Here is a 23,193-nt window from a genome sequence, read left to right as displayed (position 1 = left end):
CCCTCAAGGGTAAGTGGCGCCCTCAGCGACCCGCGGACTGGCGTGAGGCCCGCTCACGGGCAATGAACTGCTCCCGGGAGGCAACTTCGACGGTGTCCATGTCGGCAAGGATGCCGCGCATCTCGGACAGGAATGCCGCGCGCCGCTCGGACAGATCCGCGGCCCGGCGCAGCAGACCCTGATCGGCGGCCACCTGCCGTGCGGTGGTGAACAGCAGCGCCGACACCGACTCGGCACTGCGCACCTTGGCCTGGGCCACGTACTGGCGGCCCACACCGAGCGCCAGCGTGGTCAACTCCGCCTCCGGGATTTCCGCCGCGGCGTCCCGCAGCACATCGGCCACGATCCGGTAGGCCTCGAAGAACGGCCGCAGCATCGCCGACCCGAGCAGTGGCCGCTTGGTCTGCAGCACCGCGTCGATGCCGTCCGGACCGGAGGCGATCTTCTCCTCCCAGTCCGGCACCCAGGACATCTCCCGGGCGATGTTGTCCCGGAACGTCGCCGAGTCGGCGAAATAGAACTCGAACTTCAGCAGGTCGCGCAGCCGGATCACCTGGGTCCAGAACACCGCAAGCCAATCGGACTCCGCCCGTGCGGCATGCGCCAGCGCAAGTTCGATGAGCGAGGTCTCCAGGAACGCGTAGATGACCGAGTTCCGGTAGAAGGCGGCCTGCAGTTCGTCGTCTCTGGCTATCCGCCAGACCGGTTCGCGGCCGCCGTCCACCCGCGTCACCGGATGGCCGCCGGACAAGGCGTCCACAGCCGCCCGCACCCCCTCCGGGGTGCGCAACCGCAGCGCACTGTTGGTCATCGGGATCTCTTTGCGCTCAAGATAATCGAGCGCGTCTTGGAAGGTGTGGTGCAGCTGCCCGACGGTGAGCGCCAGCCCACGGGCGGTGAGCAACAACGCCGACACCAGCCCCGTCGCATTCACCGGGGTGACCCGCACGATGCGCCAGGCGACCTCGAAGGCCATCTTTTGCATGGCCAGGCGTTTGGCATCCTCGTCCTTGGCGATGGGACCGTTGGGTTCGCCCAGATATTGGCGCATGGACACCGCTTCGGGGAACCGCACGTAGATCTTGCCGTAGTTACGTTCGCCCTGCGCCTTGATGAAGTTGTAGAGCCAGCTCACGCTCTCCGGGGTCTTCTCCCCTCCCCTGGCGTACTCGGCGTATTCGGCGGTCTCGTGCAACTGGTCGAAACTGATCGACACGGGCTGCAACAAGATGTCCTCGCTGCGCCCGTCGAGGTAGGCGTCGGCGACATAGGACAACAGACCGAGCTTGGGCGGCAACATCTTTCCGGTGCGGGACCGGGTGCCCTCGATCGACCAGTTCAGGTTGAACCGCTTCTCCACGATGTAGCCGACAAACTGGCGCAGCACATACTTGTACAGCGGGTCGTCGAGCTTGCGGCGCAGGAAGATCACCCCGGAATGCCGGAAGATCGGGCCCATGAAGCCGAACGACAGGTTGATGCCGGCAAAGGTGTGCACCGGAGGAAGTCTGTTCTCCTGCATGGCCACCGGGACGATCACGCCGTCGAGGTAGGAACGGTGCGAGAACAGCAGTACCGCCGGGTGGATCTCCAGTGCGTGCCGCATGGCTTCGATCTCGTCGCGGTCATAGTCGATGTTGGGATCGAAACCGCGGCTGAAGATGGCCCGGCCCAGACTCGGGATGAGGTCCACGGAGAAGCGGCTCCACCCGGTGGAGAGCTCGTCGAGCATTTCGCCGGCCTTTTCCACCGTGGCGCCGGGAATCTTCTCCAGCCCCTCGCGGAATCGCGCCGAGGCGAGCATCTCCGGCTTGACCAGACGCGGCGATTTGTACTCCGGACCGAGCAGCCGCAGCTCCACCCGCTCGATCGCCAGGATGGCGCGCCGGATGACAAACCGTGCGAATTCGCGTGGATTCTCCGCCACGGTGGTGTCGTTCCACTGCTGGCGCAGCTCGGACACCTTCGCCGGCTCACCGGCGACCACCCGGGCGCGCGCGGGATCCCTGCGCAGGATGCGGCGTTGCAGCAGTTCCGGCGGCCGGTAGGTGTCACGTCCGGAAATCAGGGACACCACCTTGGACCGGGTGGGCAGACCACCGGGCACCCAGAAGATCCGCACCGGCACCACCGAGCGGTCCGGATCCGCGGAGAGCAGTTCGACCAGCCGCGCCATCACGGTGGCCGGCGGATCCTCCGCATGCGCCGGCAGCAGCAGGACCTCGACGCGGGCCTCCGGCCGGTCCCGTCGCTGCTGGCGCAACCAATCGTCGAGTAGCTCTTGTTCGGCCGGTGACGCGACGGCGGCCAGCACCAGGGTGTCACCGGTCGGACTGAAGCTGGTGAAGTCCTCGCTAACCTGCTTCACGCGCGTTCTCCCCGGATGCGTTGATACACAGCGGCATCGGGCAAGGTGTCGCGCGGCCAGTCCAGCAGCGTGTCCAGGTACAGCTGGCGCACCTCGGCAATCCGGTCGGGCAGCTCATCGTGTGTCCAGTCGTCGGTCGGGATCGGCGGGAACACCGCCACATCCACCGTGCCGGCGTTGAAGGTGCTCGAATCGCGGGCGGCGATGACCTCGGCATTGCGGATCACGATCGGCACGATCGGGATGCCGGCGGCCATCGCGATGCGGAACGGGCCCTTCTTGAACGGTCCGACCTCCGTGGTGTCCAGCCTGGTCCCCTCGGGCGCGATCAGAATCGAAAGACCCTTGCGGGCAAGCTCTTCGACCTTGCGCAGCCCTTCGACGGCCGATTGGGTGTCGTCGCGGTCGATGAAAGCGGCGTCCATCACCTTGCCGAGCGGGCCCATCAGCGGATTGCGCTCCAGCTCCTTCTTGCCCACCCCGGTGAAGTCCACGTTGACCAGCCGGCCGGCGATCATCGGATCGGCCTGGTTGCGGTGGTTGAAGATGAACACCGCCGGGCGCTGCGCGGTCAGGTTCTCCTCACCGAGCACATTGAGCTCGATACCGGTGGTCAGCATCAGCAGCCTGCTCCAGGTGGAGGTGAAGAAGTTCACCCCGACGCGTTTGTTGCGGGTGAGCAGACCCAGCCCGACCGCGCCTGCGGCCACCGTGGGGATGGTCGCCAGGCTGGCCAGGGTGCGCAGCTGAGACACCGGGCTGCTGCCGGCGCGGCTGCTGAACTTCAGGATCGGCCAGCCGCGTTTCTGGGCGACCGATGCCAGCTTCCCGGCCGGGTTGGTGGGCCGCGGGTTGCCGACCAGATACATCAACGCGACGTCCTCGTCACCGTCGGCGTAGAAGTAACTCTTGCTCAAATCCACACCGTTGGCCGCCGAGAACTTTTGCACCGCATGGGCTTTGCCGGGGCCCCAGATGACCGGTTCCTCGACCTCACCGGTGATCAGGCCCTCCTCGTCGACCTTGAACTTGTTGCTCAGCACATTGTCGATGCCCAGGAACCGGGCAACGGGTTCCACCTGCACCGTCAGCGCCGATGAGCTCAGCACGACGGTGTGGCCGCGGGCCATGTGCGCACGCACCATGGCCCGCATCTCGGGGTAGATCCGGTCACGGACGTGCTGGATGAAGAGCCGCTCGCCGAGCTCGTCGAGATCGCTCATCGAGTTTCCGTGCAGCATGCGTGCACCCTTGCCGATGAGATCCTCGAACTCCGATCGGCCCAGCTGGTGGTTGATACCGGCCTGCACCATCCCGATGAACTCGCCGACGCTCATCTGGCCGCGCCGCAACTGATCCCGGGTCATCAGCACGCCGGTGAATCCGGCGACCAGGGTGCCGTCCAGATCGAAAAAGGCACCCACCTGCGGCCCCTCGGGGCTCGCCTCGATCTCGGCCACCGTGCCCGGTAGCCGCATGATCTTCGATCCGCCCGGTTGCCCGTCCGCCGAACTCATTGCGCAGCACTCCCGTTCGGTGAAGAGGTTTCCACGGCGAAGGAGGCCGGCACGGTTCGGCCGTCCCCGCCGAGTGCCAGGATCTCGTCGAAGCCCCGCAGCAGGCAGCGCGCCCACAGGGCGTCATCGACGAATGCCGCGCGGTCATAGCGGGTGGTGACGGTGACGTAACCGCCGCGCGACACCAGCACCGTCATCATCGCCACTCCCGGCAGCGGACCGAGTCCGTAGTGCCGCAGCACCTTTGCCCCGGCGATGAAGGTGTCCCCCGGGTAGACCGGCACATTGCTGGCCTGCACATCGGAGTTGACCACCGAACTGGCCGCCGATTCGAGGACGGCGTCGGGCAGGAAGCTGGCGATCGGCGCGATCGTGCCGACCATGTCGATGGCGCGTTCCTCGCGCTTGCTGGTCATCTGCGAGCGGATCGCCTTGATGCGGCGTTCCGGATCGGCGATGCCGATGGGCGCGGCCAGATTGATGCCGGCGAACCGGTTTCCGCCGGCCGGGTCGTCATCGGAACGCAGGTTCACCGGCACCGCCATCGGCAGGGTGTCGATCGGGACGCCGAGGGCATCGTGGTAGTGCCGCAGCGCTCCGCACAACCCGGCCAGGTAGGCGTCGTTGATGGAACCGCCGGCCGCCTTGGCCGCCTTGTGCAGATCGGCGAACACGATGTCGATGGCCTCACTGCGCGAGGACAGGCTGCGCCGGCGCAGCAGCGGCGAATGGTCGGCCACCGGCCGGGACACCCGAGTGGTCGACAACGCGTAGTCCACCACGCCGCTGACCGCCGCCGCCGGATCACGCACCACATTGGTGACCGCGTGCGCCGCACCGCCGAGCAGACCCAGCACGCTGTTGGTGATCTTCATGGGCAGCCGGTTGATCCCGAGCTTCATCAGGTCGTTGGCCGACAGATCCTGCGGAATGGGCAGCGGCGCAAGCTCGCCGATCTCGACGTCGCGCTCCAGGTTGTAGATGTGGGCGAACATCTCCACGGTGCCGACCCCGTCGGCGACGGCGTGGCTGAGATGCAGGATCGTGGCGGCGCGTCCGTCGGCGAGACCCTCGACGAGCGTGGCACTCCACAGCGGGCGGGTGATGTCCATCGGTGACTGCAACGCGATTTCGGCCAGGTCGAGCACCTCGCGCAGGGTGCCCGGTTCGGGGACCCGGACCCGTCGCACGTGGAAATCGAGGTTGAAGTCGGGGTCGACCACCCAGCGCGGCGACGCCGTCGGCAGCGTCGGCATGACCACCTTTTGACGCAGCCGCAGCACCTTGCGCGACGCCTGGTCGAACACCGCGCGGAAGCGTTCCCAATCGGGGGTGGTGTCAAGTAATTCGACGCCCATGATGCCGGAGCGGGTACGGGGATTGGCCTCCCCCCGGTGCAGCAGCGTGTCGACGCCGTTCAGTTTCTGGGGCAGCCCCGCCGCATCCAACGGCACCTTGCTCATCGCGCGAACTCTCCTCCTGCGTGGCGCTCCCCTGGCGGCCGCGACGCAGCGTCCACGCTAGTCGGCGGCCGGTTACTAGGGGACAGCTTTTGCGCGGTGTTCGGCGGGTGTCACTCGTGGCGGGGACGGGGGTTGCGCACGATACACTCAGCCGCGTTGCCTCCGTAGCTCAGTTGGATAGAGCAAGAGCCTTCTAATCTCTAGGTCGCAGGTTCGATTCCTGCCGGGGGCGCTGTTCTGGTGTTCTTCGGTGCGAGATTGCTGTTTCTGCGCGAGCCACTCGCACTTTCACGCGATATCTGCAATTTCGCGCGGAAATGGGGTCCAGCTACCAGTCGCTGGGCCGGTAATCCTTCAGGAAGCAGCCGTGCAGATCCTCGCCGGCCTCACCGCGCACGATCGGGTCGTAGACGCGGGCGGCGCCGTCGACCAGGTCCAGCGGCGCATGAAAGCCCTCCTCGGCCAGCCGCAGCTTGGTCGGGTGCGGACGCTCGTCGGTGATCCAGCCGGTGTCCACCGCGGTCATCAGGATGCCGTCCTGCTCCAGCATCTCCGCGGAGCTGGTGCGGGTGAGCATGTTCAGCGCCGCCTTGGCCATATTGGTGTGCGGGTGACCCGGGCCCTTGTAGCGGCGGCCGAACTGGCCCTCCATCGCCGATACGTTCACCACGTACTTGCGGCGCGCCGGGGAGGCGGCCATCGCCGGGCGCAGCCGGCTCACCAGGATGAACGGCGCGGTCTGGTTGCACAGCTGCACCTCCAGCAGCTCCATCGCATCCACCTCGTGCACCCGTTGGGTCCAGCTGTTGACCGGCGCGGTGTCGGGCAGCAGTCCGCCGGCATCGATGGCGGTCCCGGCGGCGATCCGTTCGGGCGAGGCGCTGCGGGCGGTAAGGGCCAGTTCCATGATCCCGTGCGGGGTCTGGTGCTCGGCCAGGCTGCCGGCCAGCGCCGCGGGATGGGCGTCGCTGACCCGGTCGAAGGTGACCACGTCCACCCGGGACAGCTCCGCCGGCGGGGTGCGCTCGGCCTCGACCAGCGCCGAGTACGAGCCGGGTGCCCGACGCACCGTCTGCGCGGCGTTGTTGATCAGGATGTCCAGCGGGCCGCGGGCGGCCACGGTGTCGGCGAGCGCCACCACCTGCGCGGGATCACGCAAGTCGATACCGATGATGCGCAGCCGGTGCAGCCAGTCGGCGCTGTCCTCCATGGCCGCGAATCGGCGCACCGCGTCGTTCGGGAAGCGGGTGGTGATGGTGGTGTGCGCACCGTCACGCAGCAGCCGCAACGCGATGTACATGCCGATCTTGGCGCGACCGCCGGTCAGCAGGGCGGTGCGGCCGGTCAGGTCGGTGCGGGCTTCGCGCTTGGCGTGGCTGAACGCGGCGCACTCCGGGCACAGCTGGTGGTAGAACGCGTCGACCACGGTGTGGTGCTGCTTGCAGATGTAGCAGGCCCGCGAGCGCAGCAGCGTCCCCGCGGAAGCGCCGGTGGTCGCCGACACCAGCGGCAGCCCGGCGGTCTCGTCGTCGATACGCCCGGGTGCACCGGTGGCGGTCGCGGCGATGACGGCCTTGTCGGCGGCGGCCACCTCGTCGCGTTTGGCGTGCCGGCGCGCCTTGCGCACCGACTTCCAGATGCCGGCCGTGGCACGTCGCACAGCAACCGCATCGGGGTGCTCGGGGTGCAACGATTCGACCTCGGACAGCACCTGCAGGCAGGTGCGCAGCTTCTCCGGATCGATCGCGGTCACCGCGCCAGGGTACGGCGACCCGGCCTCGACTACCTATTCCGCAGCGTCGAGTGTGGCCCAGAACCGCCTCAGCACGTCCGCGCCGCGCGCCGGGTCCTCGATCATCCACCAGTGTCCGAGGCCCTGGAGCACCTCGGTGCGGGCCCCGGCCCGGTCGGCGGCCCGCCGCCTGATCTGCTCCGAGCCGACGAAATGGTCCTCGGTGGCCAGGATCGCCAGACCGGGACGCGCCGCGGCGTTCTCCAACGCGGCGCCCGCCTCGGCGAGCACCGGCTGGGCGGCCGAGCGGTACAGCCGCAGGATCGCAGCGCCCATGTCCTCGTTCTGGGCCGCCACCAACGCCGGCGCGATATCGGGTCCGATGCCCATCGCGACAGCATTCGCGATGCGCTCGGCGACGGGACCGGCCATCATGGCCGCGACATGCTGCTCGCCGGCGTCGGGCGTCTGCCAGATCTGGGCGAGGTCATGCCAGACATAGTCCGGGTCGAAGACACCGACGATATCGCTGACCCAGCTGCGGACCAGTTCGGGGCGGTGCATAACGGCGTTGACCACGTGACCGCCGCCCCAGTCGTGGCCGACCAGGTCGATCGGCGCATCGATGCGTTCCAATTGGTCTTCGAGCCAGTCCCGGTAGCCCAGGTAGCTCGGGTCGAATCCGTCGGGCAATGGCGCGCCGAACCCGGGTGGCGACAGCGTGACGATGTCGTCGCGGTCCAGGGCGCGTATCAGCGGCCCCCAGATGGCACTGGTTTCCGGGTTCCCATGAACGAATACGACGGTCATGGGCCCATGGTGCACGAAGCGCCCACGGGTGTCTCAGCCCTCGGCGGGTTGCGCCTCCTGCAGCGCCTCATCCACCGTCGAGCAGATGGTCAGGAACGCCGAGAGCCCCACCAGCTCAAGGGGGCGTCGGGTGACCGGTCCGTCGGCGACGACGATCAGGGCGGCCTCGTCGGGCAGCTTCTCCTGCGTCTCCACCAGCAGGGACATCCCGCACGAGGCGAACATGGTGGTGTCGGTCAGGTCGATCACGACGGCGGCCGGCCGTTTGTCCAGCGCGCTGGCGATGAGCTGGCCCATGTGGGGCGCGGTGAGCATGTCGACCACGCCGGAGCAGCTGATCACCACGGTGGTGGCACGCCATGTTTCGGTGCACACCAGCGATGACGGACCAGAAACGAATGGGTTGGGCATCTCAATACCTCGCGGATGCGTTGATTCGGGCGCAATCTCTCACGGGCTGTTGCTCAACCGGGCAAGTTAGAACGCTGACTGTGCCCGAGCTTACGGCAAGCCCGGAGTCGATGTAACCGGACGCGCACTGACCTGGCACTCTCGAGGCGGGAAGACCGCACTTCAACCTGGGGGTCGAGCTATTTCGCGTCACACCACCGACGGCGACGCCGACGGCGATCTGCTGCCCGCGGGCACGCCCATCGACCTCGACAACTGCGCCCGTGAGCCGATCCACATTCCGGGCAGCGTCCAGCCGCGCGGGGTGCTGGCGGTGGTTCGGGAACGTGATTTCGAGATCCGGCAGATCAGCGCGAACGTCGGCGATCTGCTCGGGGTGTCCGTCGATGAGGTCCTCGGCAGGCACCTGTCGGCACTCATCGGCGCCGCGCAGGCCGACCGCGTTCAACAGTCGGCACAGACTTTCGGCGATCTGCGGCAACGCAATCCGCTGGAGCTGGAACTCACCGTCGCCGGACGTGCGCGGCCCTTCGACGCGCTGCTGCATCGAGAACCGGGCGGTGTGCTGCTGGTCGAGCTCGAAATCGCGTACGGGCAGCGGCCGTTCTCCTTCCCGAACACCTTTCAGGCGGTGCGCAACTCCGTCGAGGAACTCAACCGGGCCACCTCGATCGGCGAGCTGTACGACACGGCGGCCCGGGCGGTGCGCGATCTGACCGGATTCGACCGGGTGATGGTGTATCGCTACGACCGCGACTACAACGGGGAAGTCGTCGCAGAATGCAAACGTGAGGACCTCAATTCCTTTCTCGGCCTGCACTATCCGGCCAGTGACATCCCCGCGCAGGCCCGGGCCATGTACGAGAAGAACTGGCTGCGTCTGATCTCCGATGTCGACTATGTTCCGGCCCCACTGGTGCCCGCCGTGGACCCGGACGTCGGCACGCCGTTGGACCTGACGCACGCCACCCTGCGCAGCGTCTCGCCGGTCCACATCGAGTACCTGCAGAACATGGGTGTGCGCGCGTCGATGTCCATCTCACTGCTGCGCCATGGCCGGCTCTGGGGTCTGATCGCCTGCCACCACTACGCCGGACCGCATCTACCCCCTTACGGCGTCCGGGCCGCAGCCGAATTCCTCGGTTCCACACTGTCTTTGCGACTGGTCGACCGATTTGACGAAGATCAGCTGCGCGAGCGCCTGGCGTCGCAGTCGATGCTCGCCCACCTGACCGCCGCGACACTCAACGAGAGCGATTCGGTCGCGTCGGCGTTGCTGGGCTACCCCAGCCTGCTGGACCTGCTACCCGCCGCCGGGGTCGCGGTCAGCCTCGGCGGTGAATACCATGTGCTGGGCGAGGTCCCGCCGGCCGATGTGGTGGCCGCGGTCGCTTCCTGGGCGCGGGACTCCGGCGCGGAGATGACCTCTACCGAACGGCTGTCCGACGAATTCCCCGAACTGGATCTGCACGACGCCGCGGGCGCACTGGCGCTGAATCTGCCCGACGAACAATACGTGATCTGGTTTCGCGAGGAAGCGTTGCGCGCAGTGGACTGGGGCGGGGACCCGCACAACAAGGCCATCGCCGTGCGCGAGGGAGACGGAGTGCGGCTCAGCCCCCGCCGATCCTTCGAGCGCTGGCGCGAGGTCGTCGAGAAGTGTTGTGAACCCTGGACATCCATCCAACTCGAGACCGCCGAGGCGCTGCGCGGCCACCTCGTCGAGGAGTTGTACCGGCGCACCCGAGGAGCGTTCCGCGTCGCCGAGATGCTGCAGCGCAGCCTGCTGCCCGCGTCGATTCCGACCATCGAGGGCTGGGAGCTGTCCGCCGACTACCGGCCGGCCGCCGGGGGCCGGGTGGGCGGCGACTGGTATGACGCGTTCCAGCTGCCCGACGGTCGCCTCATCGCACTGCTGGGCGATGTCGCCGGACACGGGCTCAGTGCCGCCGGGGCGATGGCCCAACTTCGTAACGCGTTGCGCTCGCAGTTGTTTGCCGGGGCCACGCCGGCTGAGGCACTGGCACAACTGAACGCGTTCAGCTTGCACCTGATGCCGCGCACCTTCGCCACCGTGATCCTCGTGCGGGTCGATCTGGAATCCGGGCAGGTCGAGGCAGCCTCGGCGGGACACCTGCCGCCCTATCGCACCGGGCCGGTGATCGAGCAGGCACCGGTGCAACTGTCACCTCCCATCGGGGTGCGTGGTGTGAGCTACGCACCGAGCGCGTTCACCGTGGACCGCGGACAAGGGCTCGTCATGTACTCCGACGGACTGGTGGAACGACGGGACTCCACCATCGACGCGGGGTTGGACCGACTCGCCGACGCGATCGGCCGGGCCGGCGACCGCAGCGCGTCGACGATCTCGAAGGCGCTGGCATCCTCGGAGACCGATGACGACGTCACCATCATCACGCTGCAACGCCTCTGATCCCCGGCGGTATGTTGTCGGACATGCCGGTCACCGTTGTCCTCGAACTCAAGATCAAGCCCGATAGCGTCGCCGAAGCGCGCGACATCTTCCGCCGCGCCCTGGTCGACACCCGGGCCTTCCCCGGCAATCTCGGAACCGATGTGCTCGTCGACGAGACCGATGAGGGGCACTGGCTGATCTACGAACTGTGGGAGTCCGTCGAACACGACGAGGCCTACCGCGCGTTCCGGGCCGGCGAGGGCAAGCTCACCGCGGTGCCCGCGCTCCTGACCGCCCCGCCGGTGAAGACGCGGTACACCACCAGCGACGTCTGAATTCGTCCGCCGGTCCGCCGAGTGCGGCCACAGGTGTAAAGAGTGTGCGACGCGGGTAGCCGCATTTTCAGCTGTAGGCCGACGCCCACTCGGGGCCGGCGCGCACGGAAAGTGACGGATATGCGACTGGTCGCGGCCATCATCGCCGCCGTCGTCGTGGTCGCGTCCGCGGGATGCTCCACCGGTCAGCGGGTCGACCTCGGCCAGGACGCGGGCAACCTGGTTGCCGCGATCGCCGGAGAACCCGACCAGTTGGACCCGCAGAAGACCAGCGCGTATTTCTCGTTCGAAGTCCTGGAGAACGTGTTCGACACGCTGGTCGAACCCGACGCCGATCTGATCATGCGTCCGGCGCTCGCGCAGTCCTGGGAGATCTCACCGGACCAGCTGGTCTGGACGTTCCGGCTGCGGCCGGACGTGACCTTTCACGACGGCAGTCCGTTCACCGCCGACGACGTCGTCTACTCCTACCGCCGCATCATCGACGAAGAACTCACCAACGTCGACAAACTCAGCGCGCTGGCCGACATCAGCGCCGTCGACGACCACACGGTGCGTATCTCGCTGGCACGCCCGACGCCGAATCTGCTGACCAACCTCGGCGGGTTCAAGGGAATGGCGATCGTGCAGCGTCGCAATGTCGAGGAAGGTCGGATCGCCACGCATCCGGTCGGCACCGGCCCGTTCGCCTTCGTCTCCCACCAGCGCGGCGACTCGATCACCTTGCGCGCCAACTCCCGATATTGGGACGGTGCCCCGAACATCGCCGGCGTGACCTACCGATTCATCAGCGAACCATCCACCGCTCTGTCCGCTCTGCAGGCCGGTGAGGTGGACTGGACCGATGCGGTGCCACCCCAACGGGTGAACCAGTTGCGCAACGACGATTCGCTGCACCTGGCGCAGACGCCGAGTAACGACTACTGGTACCTGGCGCTCAACCTGGCCCGCCCACCGTGGAACGACGTGCGCGTCCGCCGAGCGGTGGCCTACGCCATCGACCGACTGTCGATCCTGCAGGCCACCAGTTACGGTACCGCGCAAGCGAATCAACTGGCGATCCCCGAGGGCAACCCGTGGTTCGTGCCCTATGACCGTTACCGCCGGGACCTGGACAAGGCCCGCGCGCTGCTGCAGGAGGCCGGCGTGACACCGTCGTCCATGGACCTGCTGGTCACCACCGAGTACCCGCAGACCGTCACTGCCGCCCAGGTGATCGCCGACAACCTTGCGCCCCTTGGCATCACCGTGAACATCCGCACCGTCGACTTCGCGACCTGGCTCGACGAACAGAACAGCGGACGGTTCGACATGCTGATGATGGGATGGCTGGGCAACATCGACCCCGATGACTTCTACTACGCTCAGCACCACACCGACGGCACCAGCAACGCCCAGAAATTCTCCGATCCACGGGTGGACAGGCTGCTCGACGCCGGCCGCACCGAGACCGATGTCGCAGCGCGCAAAGCGGACTACGCACAGGCCGCCACCCTGATCGCCGACGAGGTGAGCTACCTGTACCTGTACAACCCCGCGGTCATCCAGGCCTGGACACCCGGGCTGTCCGGCTACCAGGCCCGCCGTGACAAGGCGATCCGGTTCCGCGACGCCGCCCTGGACTCCGGCGGTGCAAACCCGTGACGGTACTGGCGTTCCTGGCCCGGCGGCTGGCGTACTCACTGGTGGTGCTGGTGGGCGTGCTCATCGTGGTGTTCGCACTGGTCCACCTGGTCCCCGGCGACCCGGTGCGGCTGGCACTCGGAACCCGTTACACACCAGCGGCTTACGAAGCGCTACGCGAAGCAAGCGGGCTCGACGAACCGCTGATCAGCCAGTTCTTCGGCTACCTCGGGCACGCCGCAACCGGAAATCTGGGAGTCAGCTTTCGCAACGGAGATCCGGTCACCGAACTCCTCCTGGACCGGCTGCCCGCGACGGTGTCCCTGGCGTTCGTCGGCATTGTGCTGGCGCTCGCGATCGCGCTGCCGGCCGGCGTCTACTCCGCGCTGCGCGAAGGCCGGGCCAGCGACGCGATCGTCCGTATCACCAGCCAATTCGGCGTCTCGGTGCCCGACTTCTGGCTGGGCATCCTGCTCATCTCGTTGTTCTCCACGGTGCTGGGCTGGCTGCCCACCTCGGGGTATCGACCGCTGCTGGAGGATCCGGGCGGCTGGCTGCGCCACGTCATGCTGCCCGGGTTGACCGTGGGCCTGGTCGCGGCGGCCATCATGACCCGCTATGTCCGATCGGCGGTGTTGGAGGTGTCCGCGATGGGCTACGTCCGCACCGCACGCTCCAAAGGGCTCCCACCCCGATTGGTGACGATGCGCCACACCGTGCGCAACGCGCTCGTCCCGATCCTCACCATCACCGGAATCCAGGTGGCCACCATCCTCAGCGGCGTCATCGTCGTGGAAGTGGTGTTCGCGTGGCCCGGTCTGGGCCGGCTGGTGTTCAACTCGGTGGCCGCGCGGGACTATCCGGTGATCCAGGGCGCGGTCCTGCTGATGGCGGTGCTGTTCCTTGCGGTCAATCTGCTGGTGGATCTGCTGTACGCGGTCGTCGATCCGAGGATCCGGCTGTCATGACCGAACACGGGATCGTCGACGAGCGCACCAGGGCCTGGCGACTGTTGGCAGGAAATCCGGTGACCGTGCTGAGTGCCCTGACGCTGCTCGCCGTGCTCGTGATCGCGCTGACCGCGACGTGGATCGCGCCGTACGGTGTCAACGACGTGGACGTTCCGCAGGCTCTGCGCCCGCCGAGCGGAGCGCACTGGCTGGGCGCCGATGAACTGGGCCGCGATGTGCTGTCACGGGTTCTGATCGCCGTGCAGGCGTCGATGAAGGTGGCCGTCATCAGTGTGACGTTCGCGGCGGTCCTCGGTGTGACACTGGGGGTGCTGGCGGGTTATCGCGGCGGCTGGCTGGACACCGTGGTGATGCGGATGGTCGACGTCATGTTCGCGTTCCCGGTGTTGCTACTCGCCCTGTCCATCGTCGCCGTGCTCGGACCGGGGCTCACCACCACGATTCTGGCGATCGGCATCGTCTACATCCCGATCTTCGCCCGAGTGGCCCGCGCGAGCACCCTCTCGGTACGGGTCGAGCCGTATGTCGCGATGTCGCGCACCATGGGCACCGGCTCGGGGTACATCCTGGCCCGGCACATCGTGCCCAACATCACCGGCCCGCTCATCGTTCAGCTCTCGCTATCGCTGGCGTTCGCCATCTTGTCCGAGGCTGCGCTGTCCTTCCTCGGTCTGGGATTGCAGCCGCCCGCACCCTCGCTGGGGCGGATGATCTTCGACTCTCAGGGTTTCGTCACGCTGGCGTGGTGGATGGCGGTGTTCCCCGGGCTGGCCATCTTCGTCATCGTGCTGGCCTGCAATCTGCTGGGTGACAGTCTGCGCGATGTGCTGGATCCCAAGCAGCGCACCATGATCGAAGCCCGGAGACGACGATGAGCCCGCCGGTGCTGGCCGTCCGCGACCTGGCTGTGCGCATCGGAGGGCGGCGGATCGTGCGCGATGTGTCGGTCCGTGTCGAACCGGAGCAGACCCTCGGCATCGTCGGTGAGTCCGGTTCCGGCAAGTCGATGACGGTGCTCGCCGCGACCGGCCTGCTCGACGCCCCCGGCGCGCAGGTGCGTGGCTCCAGCGTTCTCGCCGGCGACCAGGAACTCGTGGGGGCATCGGCCCGCGCGTTGCGCCGGGTGCACGGCGGACGGATCGGATTCGTTTTCCAAGACCCCGGAACGTCGCTGAATCCGTTGCTGACAGTCGAACGCCAGATCACCGAATCGCTGGAGACACACAAGAATCAGACGCGTCGGCAGGCCCGCTCGCGGGCATTGGAGCTGCTGGAGGCCGTCGGTCTTCCCGACCCGCCGCACCGGCTGCGCAGCTATCCGCATCAGCTCTCCGGCGGACAACGCCAGCGGGTGATGATCGCCATCGCCTTGGCCTGCGATCCCGAACTGCTGGTCGCCGACGAACCCACCACCGCGCTGGATGTCACCACGCAGGCGCAGATCATCGAACTGATCCGGGACCTCCAGCGCGATTTCGGCACCGCGGTGATGTGGATCAGTCATGACCTCGGGGTCATCGGCGAGGTTGCCGATTCGGTGACGGTGTTGCGGGACGGCGAGGTGATCGAGCAGGACAATGTCGACGACATCTTTGTTCGTCCGAGCGCACCCTACACTCGCGAACTGCTCAGTGCGCGTCCGGTATTGGGCGGTGACGGACCTCCCGCGCCGGCCGCCGACGCTCCGGTGCTGTTGCAGGTCGACGGGCTCGACGTCCGCTTTCCGGTGCGCACGCCGGCGGGACGCTCGGTGGTGCACGCGGTCAAGGATCTGTCGTTCCAGATCCGCCGGGGCACCACCCTGGGTCTGGTCGGCGAATCCGGCTCCGGCAAGTCTACGGTCGCCTCGGCACTGACCGGTCTGGTCACACCCCAATCGGGTAGTGCCGTGTTGGACGGCGTCGACGTGCTGCATGTACCTGGCGCACAGCGTAAGACCGTCCGGCAACGCATCAGCCTGGTGATGCAGGATCCGTTTGCCACCCTGAACCCGCGGATGCCGGTGGGCGCGTCGATCGCGGAGCCGCTCGTCGTGCACCGGTTGGTGGGCGACCGCGCACAGCGGGTCGCCCGGGTCGCCGAACTCCTCGATTCGGTCGGTCTGTCCGCGGCGTTCGCCACCCGCTACCCGCACGAGCTGTCCGGCGGACAACGTCAGCGGGTCAGTATTGCGCGGGCGCTCGCCGTGGCGCCGGAACTGTTGATCCTCGATGAGGCCACCGCTTCCCTGGATGTGTCGGTGCAGGCGAGAGTGCTGGATCTGCTGCTGGAGCTGCAGCGCGATCTCGAACTGACCTACCTGTTCATCGGGCACGACCTGGCGGTGATCCAACGGGTGAGCCACGACGTGCTGGTGCTGCGCGCCGGCGAATGTGTCGAATACCGCTCCGCCGCTAAACTTTTCGCCGCGCCAGAACAGAAATACACCCGCGCGCTGCTGGCGGCGGTGCCGCCGGACCGCCTCGCAGATTCTACCGACGCTAGCCGCACCTCGTTGTCCGGAACTGGCACAGTGGACGGTCATGGGGGCTGCCAACTCGAATCGCCGTGACTACTGGAACCACAACACGGCCTACCATCGGTGGCTGCTCACGATCGCGGCATGTCGTGGGGGTGACGTGCTCGACGTCGGTTGCGGCGACGGGTTGCTGGCACAACGGCTGGCACCGGTTGCACACACCGTCACCGCGATCGATCCCGACCCGTTGTCCGCGCGGCGGGCCGGCGAGCGGGTCAGGGCTCTGCCCGGGGTTCGGGTCCGTCAATCCGCCTTCGAGGCCTTCGATCCCGGATCGCAGCGATTCGACCTGATCACGTTCGTGGCGAGCCTGCATCACATGGACACCCGCGAAGCCCTGGTCCGGGCGCGCGACATGCTGAATCCGGGCGGCACCATCGCCGTCGTCGGTCTCAGCGCGAACAAGACTGTCGGCGACTGGATCTGGTCGGCGATATGCCTGCCTGCGGTGCGCGTGGGGTCGTGGCGGCATTCCGAGGTCCCGGAGATCGGCGTGGCCGTCGCCGACCCGCGTGAATCTCTCGACGAGATTCGACGCGTGGCCGGCGACGTGCTGCCCGGCGCCGTGATCCGGCGCGCGCTGTACTACCGCTACCTACTGCGCTGCACGCTTGGGTGACTGGTCCCAGTCGTCCTGCCGGACCGTTGCCGCTGCTGTGGCGTCCGGCATCACACTGCCGGTTCCCGGCGTCGACAACGACCATCCGGCCACGCCTTCGCAGACCAGGTCGGTCGGCATGGACACCTGGGTGGGCACCGGCACCGGGAGTCCACTCACCGACGGCATGTTCAGCTGAGGTGTCGGCAGCATTCCGGTCAGGCCTGTCCCGCTCGGCATACCGAGCGAGGGCTGCGGAAGCATCTCGGCCAGGATGCCGGTGACACCGGCCAGCGGTGCCATGACCATCCCCGGAATCCCCGATGCGGCACCAGCCGCGGGAGCCACGACTCCGGGAATGCCGGCGAAGGCGGTACCGCCGGTCACTCCCGCACCGCTGCCTCCCACCGCGGCTGCGGGGGCTGCCGCCTGAACGGCTGCCACCGCCGGTGCGGTGACGGCCTGCACAGCTCCCAGCCCGCCCGTGCTCGCCATCAGCGGTCCGACGATCGCGGCATTCACGCCACCGGCACCACCAGCACCGCCCGCTCCGGCACCACCGGCACCAGCTCCACCGCCACCAGCCGCACCACCACCGGCAGCGCCGGCCGCGCCGCCACCGGCGCCTCCTGCACCACCGCCGGCTCCAGCGCCTCCTGCGCCACCGCCAGCCGCACCACCACCGGCACCACCAGCACCGCCGGCACCAGCTCCGCCGGCCGCGCCACCGCCACCAGCTCCACCGGCACCGCCGCCACCGGCCGCGCCACCGCCGCCGACTCCGGCACCACCTGCGCCACCGCCGCCCGCTCCGGCACCACCTGCGCCACCGCCGCCACCGGCACCGGCACCACCGGCACCGGCGCCCGCATCACCCGCGGGGATCGCCACGGCGGCCGCGTCTTCGAGCGCGCCGGCTGCCGGGCCCCCGACGCCGGCTGCATCCGCGAGCGGAAGTCCACCACCGGTGCCCGCGGCGTCGGCGAGCGGAAGTCCCCCGCCGCCGGGGCCTTGAGCGATGACTCCTTCGGCAGCGGCCAGGCCGCCGGGTGCCGCACCGGCTGCGTTGTCGAGGATCCCTCCATTGAGTCCGGTATTCGCCATCAGCGGACCCACCACCGAGGCATCCACCAGCGGCGTTCCCGCAGGCACACCGGCTGCGTCCACCAGAGGAGCTCCGGCGGGCGCGCCGCCCGCGACCGGGGCACCGCCACCGACGGGCGCACCCCCACCGACCGGGGCACCGCCACCGACGGGCGCACCCCCACCGACCGGGGCACCGCCACCGACGGGAGCGCCGCCACCCACGGGCGCACCCCCACCGACCGGGGCACCACCACCGGCACCTGCCGGAGCACCGCCACCGGCACCTGCCGGAGCACCGCCTGCGGCACCGGCGCCGGCTGGGGCTCCGCCACCCGCAGCACCGGCTGCCGGGGCACCGCCACCGACAGCAGCCGCGTCTGCACCGGCACCAGCGCCGCCCGCTCCGGCACCACCCGCACCAGCGCCGCCACCGGCGGCACCTCCGCCTGCTGCTCCGGCACCACCCGCGGCACCGCCGCCGGCAGTACCGCCTCCGGCCACCGCCGGTGCCGCAGCTTGGACAACGGCGCCACCGGGAGCGGCGGCCGCTGCTCCGGCATCAGCGACCACGGCCGCGGGAGCACCGCCGACCGCGGCGCCGGGGGCGCCACCGACAACTCCACCGGGAACGCCGGCACCACCGGGCACATCGATCCCCGGAATGCTGATGTCGGGCACCTCGATGTCGATATCGGGCACCGAGATCTCTGCCGGAGGCCCCGCCACCTGAACCGGAGGCGCGTGAACCTCGACCGGAGGCGCAGCCACCTCCACCGGAGGTGCGGCCACCTCGACCGGCGGCAACGCGACCTCGACCGGGGGCGCGGCCACCTCAACCGGCGGCAATGCGACCTCGACCGGAGGCGCAGCCACCTCCACCGGAGGTGCGGCCACCTCAACCGGCGGCAAGGCCACCTCAACCGGAGGCGCAGCCACGGCAAGCTCGACGGGAGCACCGCCGACCCCGCCGCCTTCAACGACAGCTCCGGCGGGAATCGCGCCACCACCGGCTCCACCGGCAGCGCCACCACCTGCTCCACCTGCGCCGGCACCACCGGCAGCGCCTCCACCACCAGCACCGCCGCCCGCCGCGCCACCACCACCAGCACCGCCGCCCGCCGCGCCACCACCGGCAGCGCCACCACCGGCACCACCGCCGGCAGCGCCACCACCACCGGCACCACCCGCACCGCCTGCGCCAGCACCGGCATCACCGCCACCGATCGCCGCCGCGGCAGGAGCCGCGCCTTCACCGCCACCGATCACCGGCGCGGCGGCCGCGGGAGCAGCCGCGGCGCCATCAACGACTGCCGCCGCGGGAACGCCCGCATCACCTGCCGGCGGGACGACCGCAGCCGCATCGACGATCGGGCCGGCCGGCGGACCGGCGGGCCCGACATTCGCGCCCGCGGGATGAACCACGCCGCCACCCGGCGCACCACCGCCGCCAGCACCCTCGCCCCCGCCGGCACCCGGGACACCGCCCTGGCCGACATGGGCCGCCGCATCCGCGAGCGGTGCACCATCACCTGCGGCAGCCGCGAGCGGCGCGCCGGCGGTATCCACGACTCCGGCCGGGGCGCCGCCCGCAGCGCCCGCGGCATCCACGAGCGGCGCGCCGACGGGTGCTCCACCCGCGACGGGCGCGCCACCCGCCAGAGGTGCCCCGGCACCGCCGGCACCACCCGTGCCACCTGCACCACCACCGGCTCCAGCTGCACCACCACCGGCTCCAGCTGCACCGCCACCACCAGCACCAGCCGCACCGGCACCACCACCAGCGCCGGCCGCACCGGCGCCACCAGCGCCAGCCGCACCGGCACCACCACCAGCGCCGGCCGCACCGGCGCCACCGGCGCCACCAGCGCCACCAGCGCCAGCCGCGCCGGCACCACCAGCGCCTGCCCCGCCGGCCGCACCGCCACCAGCCGCGCCGGGAATGGCGCCGGCAGCAGTGGCAGGCGGGATGACAACGGGGGCCGCGCCCGCACCGGTGAACGGTGCCGCGATGCCCTGCAACGACTGACCCACATCAGGGGGCGACGCGGCGAGCTGCTGCACCATGCCGACGCAGGGCACCCCGCCAGCGCTCGACTGCCACGCCGGTTGCGCCTGAGCCGTTGCGCTCAGCAAAAGAGGCGGCGTGCACAACGCCGCCGCCGCAATCATGCTGACGGCCAGTCGATTTGACTTACTCACCATGTCACCCCAAGCGCTTTCATATTGACGTCGCAGTCAGAGAGAAAGGTAAATGACATAGATGCAACTTCCCGGTGCGACAGTTGGGAGGGTTACCGTTCCGATGCAAAGGAGATCCGGGGCTGTGACAGAACCGGGCAAAATGCCAGGACAGCCGCGGTGATCAGGGCTTCCCGCGCCCGCCGGATGCCAGGCCGACCTCCGGCGACGCGCCGCGCAGGCGATCCGTAGCCTGAGGCCATGTCAGACCTCGTTCTCGTCGACGTCGCGGACCGCGTCGCCACCATCACCGTCAACGACCCCGACCGCCGCAACGCGGTGACCGCCGAGATCTCGGCGGCCCTGCGCGCCGCGGTCGACGCCGCCGAGGCCGACACCGACGTGCACGCCGTCGTGGTCACCGGCGCGGGTAAGGCGTTCTGCGCGGGCGCCGACCTGACCGCACTGGGTGAGGCCGCCGAGGAGGGACTGCGCGTCATCTACGACGGGTTCTTGGCCCTCGCCGACTGCATCCTGCCCACCATTGCCGCCGTCAACGGCGCGGCGGTCGGCGCCGGACTCAATCTCGCGCTCGCGGCCGATGTCCGAATTGCCGGTCCCGCAGCACTTTTCGATCCACGATTCCAGAAGTTGGGCATTCATCCCGGAGGTGGGGCGACCTGGATGCTGCAACGCGGCGTCGGGCCGCAGGTGGCGCGGGCGGCATTGCTGTTCGGTAAGCGATTCGACGCCCAAGAGGCTCTGCGATACGGCCTGGCGTTCGACATCGCCGACGACCCGGTGGCCGCCGCGCAAGAACTCGCAGCAGGCCCCGCCGCTGCGCCGCGCGACGTGGTCATCGCGACCAAAGCCTCGATGCGTGCGACCGCCAACCCGGGATTTCTCGACAGCGAGCAACACGCGATCGCCGTCGACGTGGAGATCGCCCCGCAGGCGCGCTCCATCGAGTCACCGGAGTTCCAGCGCCGGCTGGCCGCAGCGAAGAAGAGCTGACGAGGCGCCGGTCTACAGGTCGGCCAACGCCAGTTCCGGCGTCTCGAGCAGTTCCCGCAGCGCACCCAGGAACGCCGCGACCTGCGCGCCATCGGCGATCCGGTGGTCGAAGGCACAGGTCAGCGTCATCGTCGGGCGCGCGACCACCTCCCCGTCGACCACCACGGCCCGCGGTTTGAGCGAACCCATCCCGAGGATGGCCGCCTCCGGGTAGTTGATCACCGGCACCCCGTCATCAAGTCCGAGCGCACCGAAGTTCGACACCGTGAACGTCGACCCCATCAGCTCGGTGGGGCGCAGACCGCCATTGCGGGCACCCTCGACCAACCGGGTCACCTCGGCGTCGAGTTCCCGGGTGCGCAACCGTTGGGCGTCGGCGAGCACCGGCACCAGCAGTCCGCGCGGGGTGGCCACTCCGATACCCAGGTGCACCGCCGAATGCGGGTGGATGCGCGGGCCGTCTGCGGTGTCCACCCAGGTCGCGTTGAGCAGCGGGTGGCGTTGCAGCACCATCGTCAACAACCGCAACGTGAGTACGAACGGTGTGAGCTGCAAACGATCCCGCAGCCGCAGCAGCGCCGTGCAGTCCACCTGCACACCGGCATGAGCATCGGGAATTTGTTGACGGGACAGCGACATCCGTCGGGCCATCTCGGCCTGCACGCCCGACGGTGCCCGCATCTCCGGGGTGGCCGCCGCGGCGAGAACATCCTCGCGGGTGACGATGCGGTCCGGCCCCGAGGGCGCCACCGTGGTGAGGTCCACCTCCAGATCGCGCGCCAGTTTGCGGACCGGCGGCTTGGCCCGCGCCCGCCGGGAGGTGTCCATCCGGTCGTCGGTGCCGTAACCCACCAGCACCGCCGTCTGCGGCTGCCCGGCGATGCGCACCAGCACCGCGCCGACCGCCAGTGTTTCACCTTCGCGCCCACCGAGTTCGGCGATGCGCCCGGCGAACGGGCTGGGGATCTCCACCTCGGCTTTGTTGGTCTCCAGCGTGCACAAGGTCTGGTTCAGCGCCACCTCGTCCCCGACGGCCACCGACCAGCCGGTGACGGTGGCTTCCTCCAGGCCCTCGCCGAGATCGGGGACGCGGAATTCGAGCAGCTCGGTCATTGCCTCAGCGCCTTCTCCACACAGTCCAGCAGGCGGTCCACCCCGGGCAACCACAGCTTCTCCAGCCGGGCCGGCGGGTAGGGGGTGTCGAATCCCGTGGCACGCAACACCGGAGCCTCCAGATCGTAGAAGAGTTCCTCGGAGATCCGCGCCGCCAGCTCGGCGCCGAACCCGAGGGTCCGCGGGCCTTCGTGCATCACCACACAACGCCCGGTGCGGCGCACCGAGTCGGCCACGGTGTCGAAATCGAGCGGGTTAAGCGTGCGCAGATCGATCACCTCCAGGTCCCAACCGTGCTGGCCGGCGGCCAGTTCGGCCGCACTCAGCGCGGTGTCGACCAGACCACCGTAGGTCACCACGGTGACGTCGGTTCCGTTGCGCGCCAATGAGGCTCGCCCGAAGGGCAACGCGGGCTCCGCGGTGTCAACGGTCCCCCGGGTCCAGTACCGACGTTTGGGCTCCAGGTAGATGACCGGGTCCCGGCAGACGATCGACTGGCGCAGTAGCCAGTATGCATCCGACGGGGTCGAGGGCGCCACCACCTTCAGCCCCGCGGTGTGCAGCCAGTAGCCCTCGGTGGATTCCGAATGATGTTCCACCGCACCGATACCCCCGAACGACGGGATGCGCACCGTGACCGGCATGTCGATATCGCCGTGGGTGCGCATCCGGTACTTGGCCAGATGGCTGACCATCTGATCGAAGGCCGGGGCCGAGAATCCGTCGAACTGGATCTCGGGAACCGGGACGAATCCGCGCACCGCCATCCCGATGGCGATCCCGATGATGGCCGATTCGGCCAGCGGAGTATCGAAACACCGCTGCGTTCCGAAGGTTTCGGCTAATCCTTCGGTCACCCGGAACACCCCGCCCAACGTCGCGACGTCCTCCCCGAACACCAGCACCCGGTCATCGGCCGCCATTGCATCGTGCAGTGCACCGGTGATGGCCTGGGCCATGGTCATGGTCAGCAGGGACGGGCGCGGTTCGGGCAGATCGTCACCGTGCATCGGCGACCGCTCGATGATCTGTGTCATGGT

General features: G+C 68.8%; 20 protein-coding genes and 1 tRNA gene. 10 read left to right on the top strand and 11 right to left on the bottom strand.

Going from position 1 to position 23,193, the window contains the following annotated elements; translation table 11 throughout:
• Window positions 1-22 precede the first annotated feature (22 nt).
• From A7U43_RS11825 to A7U43_RS11815, 3 genes are read right to left on the bottom strand one after another with little or no spacing between them, the layout of a single operon-like run.
• Window positions 23-2,368, bottom strand: a complete 2,346-nt coding sequence (locus A7U43_RS11825) for a glycerol-3-phosphate 1-O-acyltransferase (RefSeq protein WP_067995093.1) — start codon at window positions 2,366-2,368, stop codon at window positions 23-25.
• Window positions 2,365-3,885 carry an HAD-IB family hydrolase gene (locus A7U43_RS11820; RefSeq protein WP_067995090.1) on the bottom strand — a complete coding sequence of 507 codons (1,521 nt, stop codon included), beginning with the start codon at window positions 3,883-3,885 and terminating at the stop codon, window positions 2,365-2,367. Before A7U43_RS11820 ends, A7U43_RS11825 begins: the two co-directional genes overlap by 4 nt.
• Entirely contained in the window at window positions 3,882-5,348 is a 1,467-nt protein-coding gene (locus A7U43_RS11815) for a wax ester/triacylglycerol synthase family O-acyltransferase (protein ID WP_067995088.1), read from the bottom strand. The genes A7U43_RS11820 and A7U43_RS11815 overlap by 4 nt, the downstream gene beginning before the upstream one ends.
• Before the next feature lie 158 nt (window positions 5,349-5,506).
• Here A7U43_RS11815 and A7U43_RS11810 point away from each other — a divergent pair.
• A tRNA-Arg gene (locus A7U43_RS11810) sits at window positions 5,507-5,580 on the top strand.
• Between the two features lie 96 nt (window positions 5,581-5,676).
• Here A7U43_RS11810 and A7U43_RS11805 read toward each other — a convergent pair.
• From A7U43_RS11805 to A7U43_RS11795, 3 genes are read right to left on the bottom strand one after another with little or no spacing between them, the layout of a single operon-like run.
• Window positions 5,677-7,101 (bottom strand): SDR family oxidoreductase, encoded by a 1,425-nt coding sequence (locus tag A7U43_RS11805; RefSeq protein WP_067995083.1) that lies wholly within the window; start codon window positions 7,099-7,101, stop codon window positions 5,677-5,679.
• Window positions 7,102-7,134: 33 nt separating this feature from the next.
• Window positions 7,135-7,890 (bottom strand): alpha/beta fold hydrolase, encoded by a 756-nt coding sequence (locus tag A7U43_RS11800; protein ID WP_067995081.1) that lies wholly within the window; start codon window positions 7,888-7,890, stop codon window positions 7,135-7,137.
• A 33-nt stretch (window positions 7,891-7,923) separates the two neighbouring features.
• Window positions 7,924-8,301 carry an STAS domain-containing protein gene (locus A7U43_RS11795; protein WP_082902105.1) on the bottom strand — a complete coding sequence of 126 codons (378 nt, stop codon included), beginning with the start codon at window positions 8,299-8,301 and terminating at the stop codon, window positions 7,924-7,926.
• Window positions 8,302-8,482: 181 nt separating this feature from the next.
• On the opposite strand from A7U43_RS11795, the gene A7U43_RS11790 reads away from it, so the two are divergent.
• From A7U43_RS11790 to A7U43_RS11760, 7 genes are all read left to right on the top strand, one after another.
• Window positions 8,483-10,735, top strand: coding sequence for a SpoIIE family protein phosphatase (locus tag A7U43_RS11790; protein WP_067995078.1), 2,253 nt, complete (start codon window positions 8,483-8,485; stop codon window positions 10,733-10,735).
• A 23-nt stretch (window positions 10,736-10,758) separates the two neighbouring features.
• On the top strand, window positions 10,759-11,052 hold the full coding sequence (locus A7U43_RS11785) for a putative quinol monooxygenase (protein WP_068002504.1): 294 nt from the start codon (window positions 10,759-10,761) through the stop codon (window positions 11,050-11,052).
• A 120-nt stretch (window positions 11,053-11,172) separates the two neighbouring features.
• Window positions 11,173-12,696, top strand: coding sequence for an ABC transporter substrate-binding protein (locus A7U43_RS11780; RefSeq protein WP_068002502.1), 1,524 nt, complete (start codon window positions 11,173-11,175; stop codon window positions 12,694-12,696).
• The gene (locus A7U43_RS11775) at window positions 12,693-13,643 is read left to right on the top strand and encodes an ABC transporter permease (RefSeq protein WP_067995075.1); all 951 of its coding nucleotides are present in this window, start codon (window positions 12,693-12,695) and stop codon (window positions 13,641-13,643) included. Before A7U43_RS11780 ends, A7U43_RS11775 begins: the two co-directional genes overlap by 4 nt.
• Window positions 13,640-14,521 carry an ABC transporter permease gene (locus A7U43_RS11770; RefSeq protein WP_067995071.1) on the top strand — a complete coding sequence of 294 codons (882 nt, stop codon included), beginning with the start codon at window positions 13,640-13,642 and terminating at the stop codon, window positions 14,519-14,521. The genes A7U43_RS11775 and A7U43_RS11770 overlap by 4 nt, the downstream gene beginning before the upstream one ends.
• Window positions 14,518-16,197, top strand: coding sequence for a dipeptide ABC transporter ATP-binding protein (locus A7U43_RS11765; protein WP_082902104.1), 1,680 nt, complete (start codon window positions 14,518-14,520; stop codon window positions 16,195-16,197). Before A7U43_RS11770 ends, A7U43_RS11765 begins: the two co-directional genes overlap by 4 nt.
• Window positions 16,169-16,783, top strand: a complete 615-nt coding sequence (locus tag A7U43_RS11760; RefSeq protein ID WP_067995070.1) for a class I SAM-dependent methyltransferase — start codon at window positions 16,169-16,171, stop codon at window positions 16,781-16,783. Before A7U43_RS11765 ends, A7U43_RS11760 begins: the two co-directional genes overlap by 29 nt.
• Here A7U43_RS11760 and A7U43_RS11755 read toward each other — a convergent pair.
• From A7U43_RS11755 to A7U43_RS30065, 3 genes are read right to left on the bottom strand one after another with little or no spacing between them, the layout of a single operon-like run.
• The gene (locus A7U43_RS11755; protein WP_067995068.1) at window positions 16,760-17,284 is read right to left on the bottom strand and encodes a hypothetical protein; all 525 of its coding nucleotides are present in this window, start codon (window positions 17,282-17,284) and stop codon (window positions 16,760-16,762) included. The genes A7U43_RS11760 and A7U43_RS11755 overlap by 24 nt on opposite strands.
• Window positions 17,281-17,847, bottom strand: a complete 567-nt coding sequence (locus A7U43_RS11750) for a hypothetical protein (protein WP_067995066.1) — start codon at window positions 17,845-17,847, stop codon at window positions 17,281-17,283. The genes A7U43_RS11755 and A7U43_RS11750 overlap by 4 nt, the downstream gene beginning before the upstream one ends.
• A gap of 18 nt (window positions 17,848-17,865) precedes the next feature.
• Complete coding sequence (locus A7U43_RS30065) at window positions 17,866-18,486, bottom strand: hypothetical protein (protein ID WP_197500001.1); 621 nt, start codon at window positions 18,484-18,486, stop codon at window positions 17,866-17,868.
• A 103-nt stretch (window positions 18,487-18,589) separates the two neighbouring features.
• Between A7U43_RS30065 and A7U43_RS11740 the strand changes: the two genes are divergently transcribed.
• Both A7U43_RS11740 and A7U43_RS11735 read left to right on the top strand, forming a co-directional pair.
• The gene (locus A7U43_RS11740) at window positions 18,590-20,038 is read left to right on the top strand and encodes a hypothetical protein (RefSeq protein WP_156525895.1); all 1,449 of its coding nucleotides are present in this window, start codon (window positions 18,590-18,592) and stop codon (window positions 20,036-20,038) included.
• Between the two features lie 249 nt (window positions 20,039-20,287).
• Window positions 20,288-21,040 (top strand): enoyl-CoA hydratase, encoded by a 753-nt coding sequence (locus A7U43_RS11735; RefSeq protein WP_067995058.1) that lies wholly within the window; start codon window positions 20,288-20,290, stop codon window positions 21,038-21,040.
• Between the two features lie 12 nt (window positions 21,041-21,052).
• Here the strand turns inward: A7U43_RS11735 and A7U43_RS11730 are convergent, their stop codons facing one another.
• Together A7U43_RS11730 and A7U43_RS11725 are read right to left on the bottom strand one after the other, a co-directional pair.
• Window positions 21,053-22,153, bottom strand: coding sequence for a dihydrolipoamide acetyltransferase family protein (locus tag A7U43_RS11730; protein ID WP_067995054.1), 1,101 nt, complete (start codon window positions 22,151-22,153; stop codon window positions 21,053-21,055).
• Window positions 22,150-23,190, bottom strand: a complete 1,041-nt coding sequence (locus A7U43_RS11725) for an alpha-ketoacid dehydrogenase subunit beta (RefSeq protein ID WP_067995052.1) — start codon at window positions 23,188-23,190, stop codon at window positions 22,150-22,152. The genes A7U43_RS11730 and A7U43_RS11725 overlap by 4 nt, the downstream gene beginning before the upstream one ends.
• Between the last annotated feature and the right edge of the window lie 3 nt (window positions 23,191-23,193).

The organism is Mycobacterium adipatum (assembly GCF_001644575.1).
Taxonomy (GTDB): Bacteria; Actinomycetota; Actinomycetes; order Mycobacteriales; family Mycobacteriaceae; genus Mycobacterium; species Mycobacterium adipatum.
The sequence above is the reverse complement of the archived record's forward strand: the minus strand, read 5'-3'. Positions and strand labels throughout refer to the sequence as shown.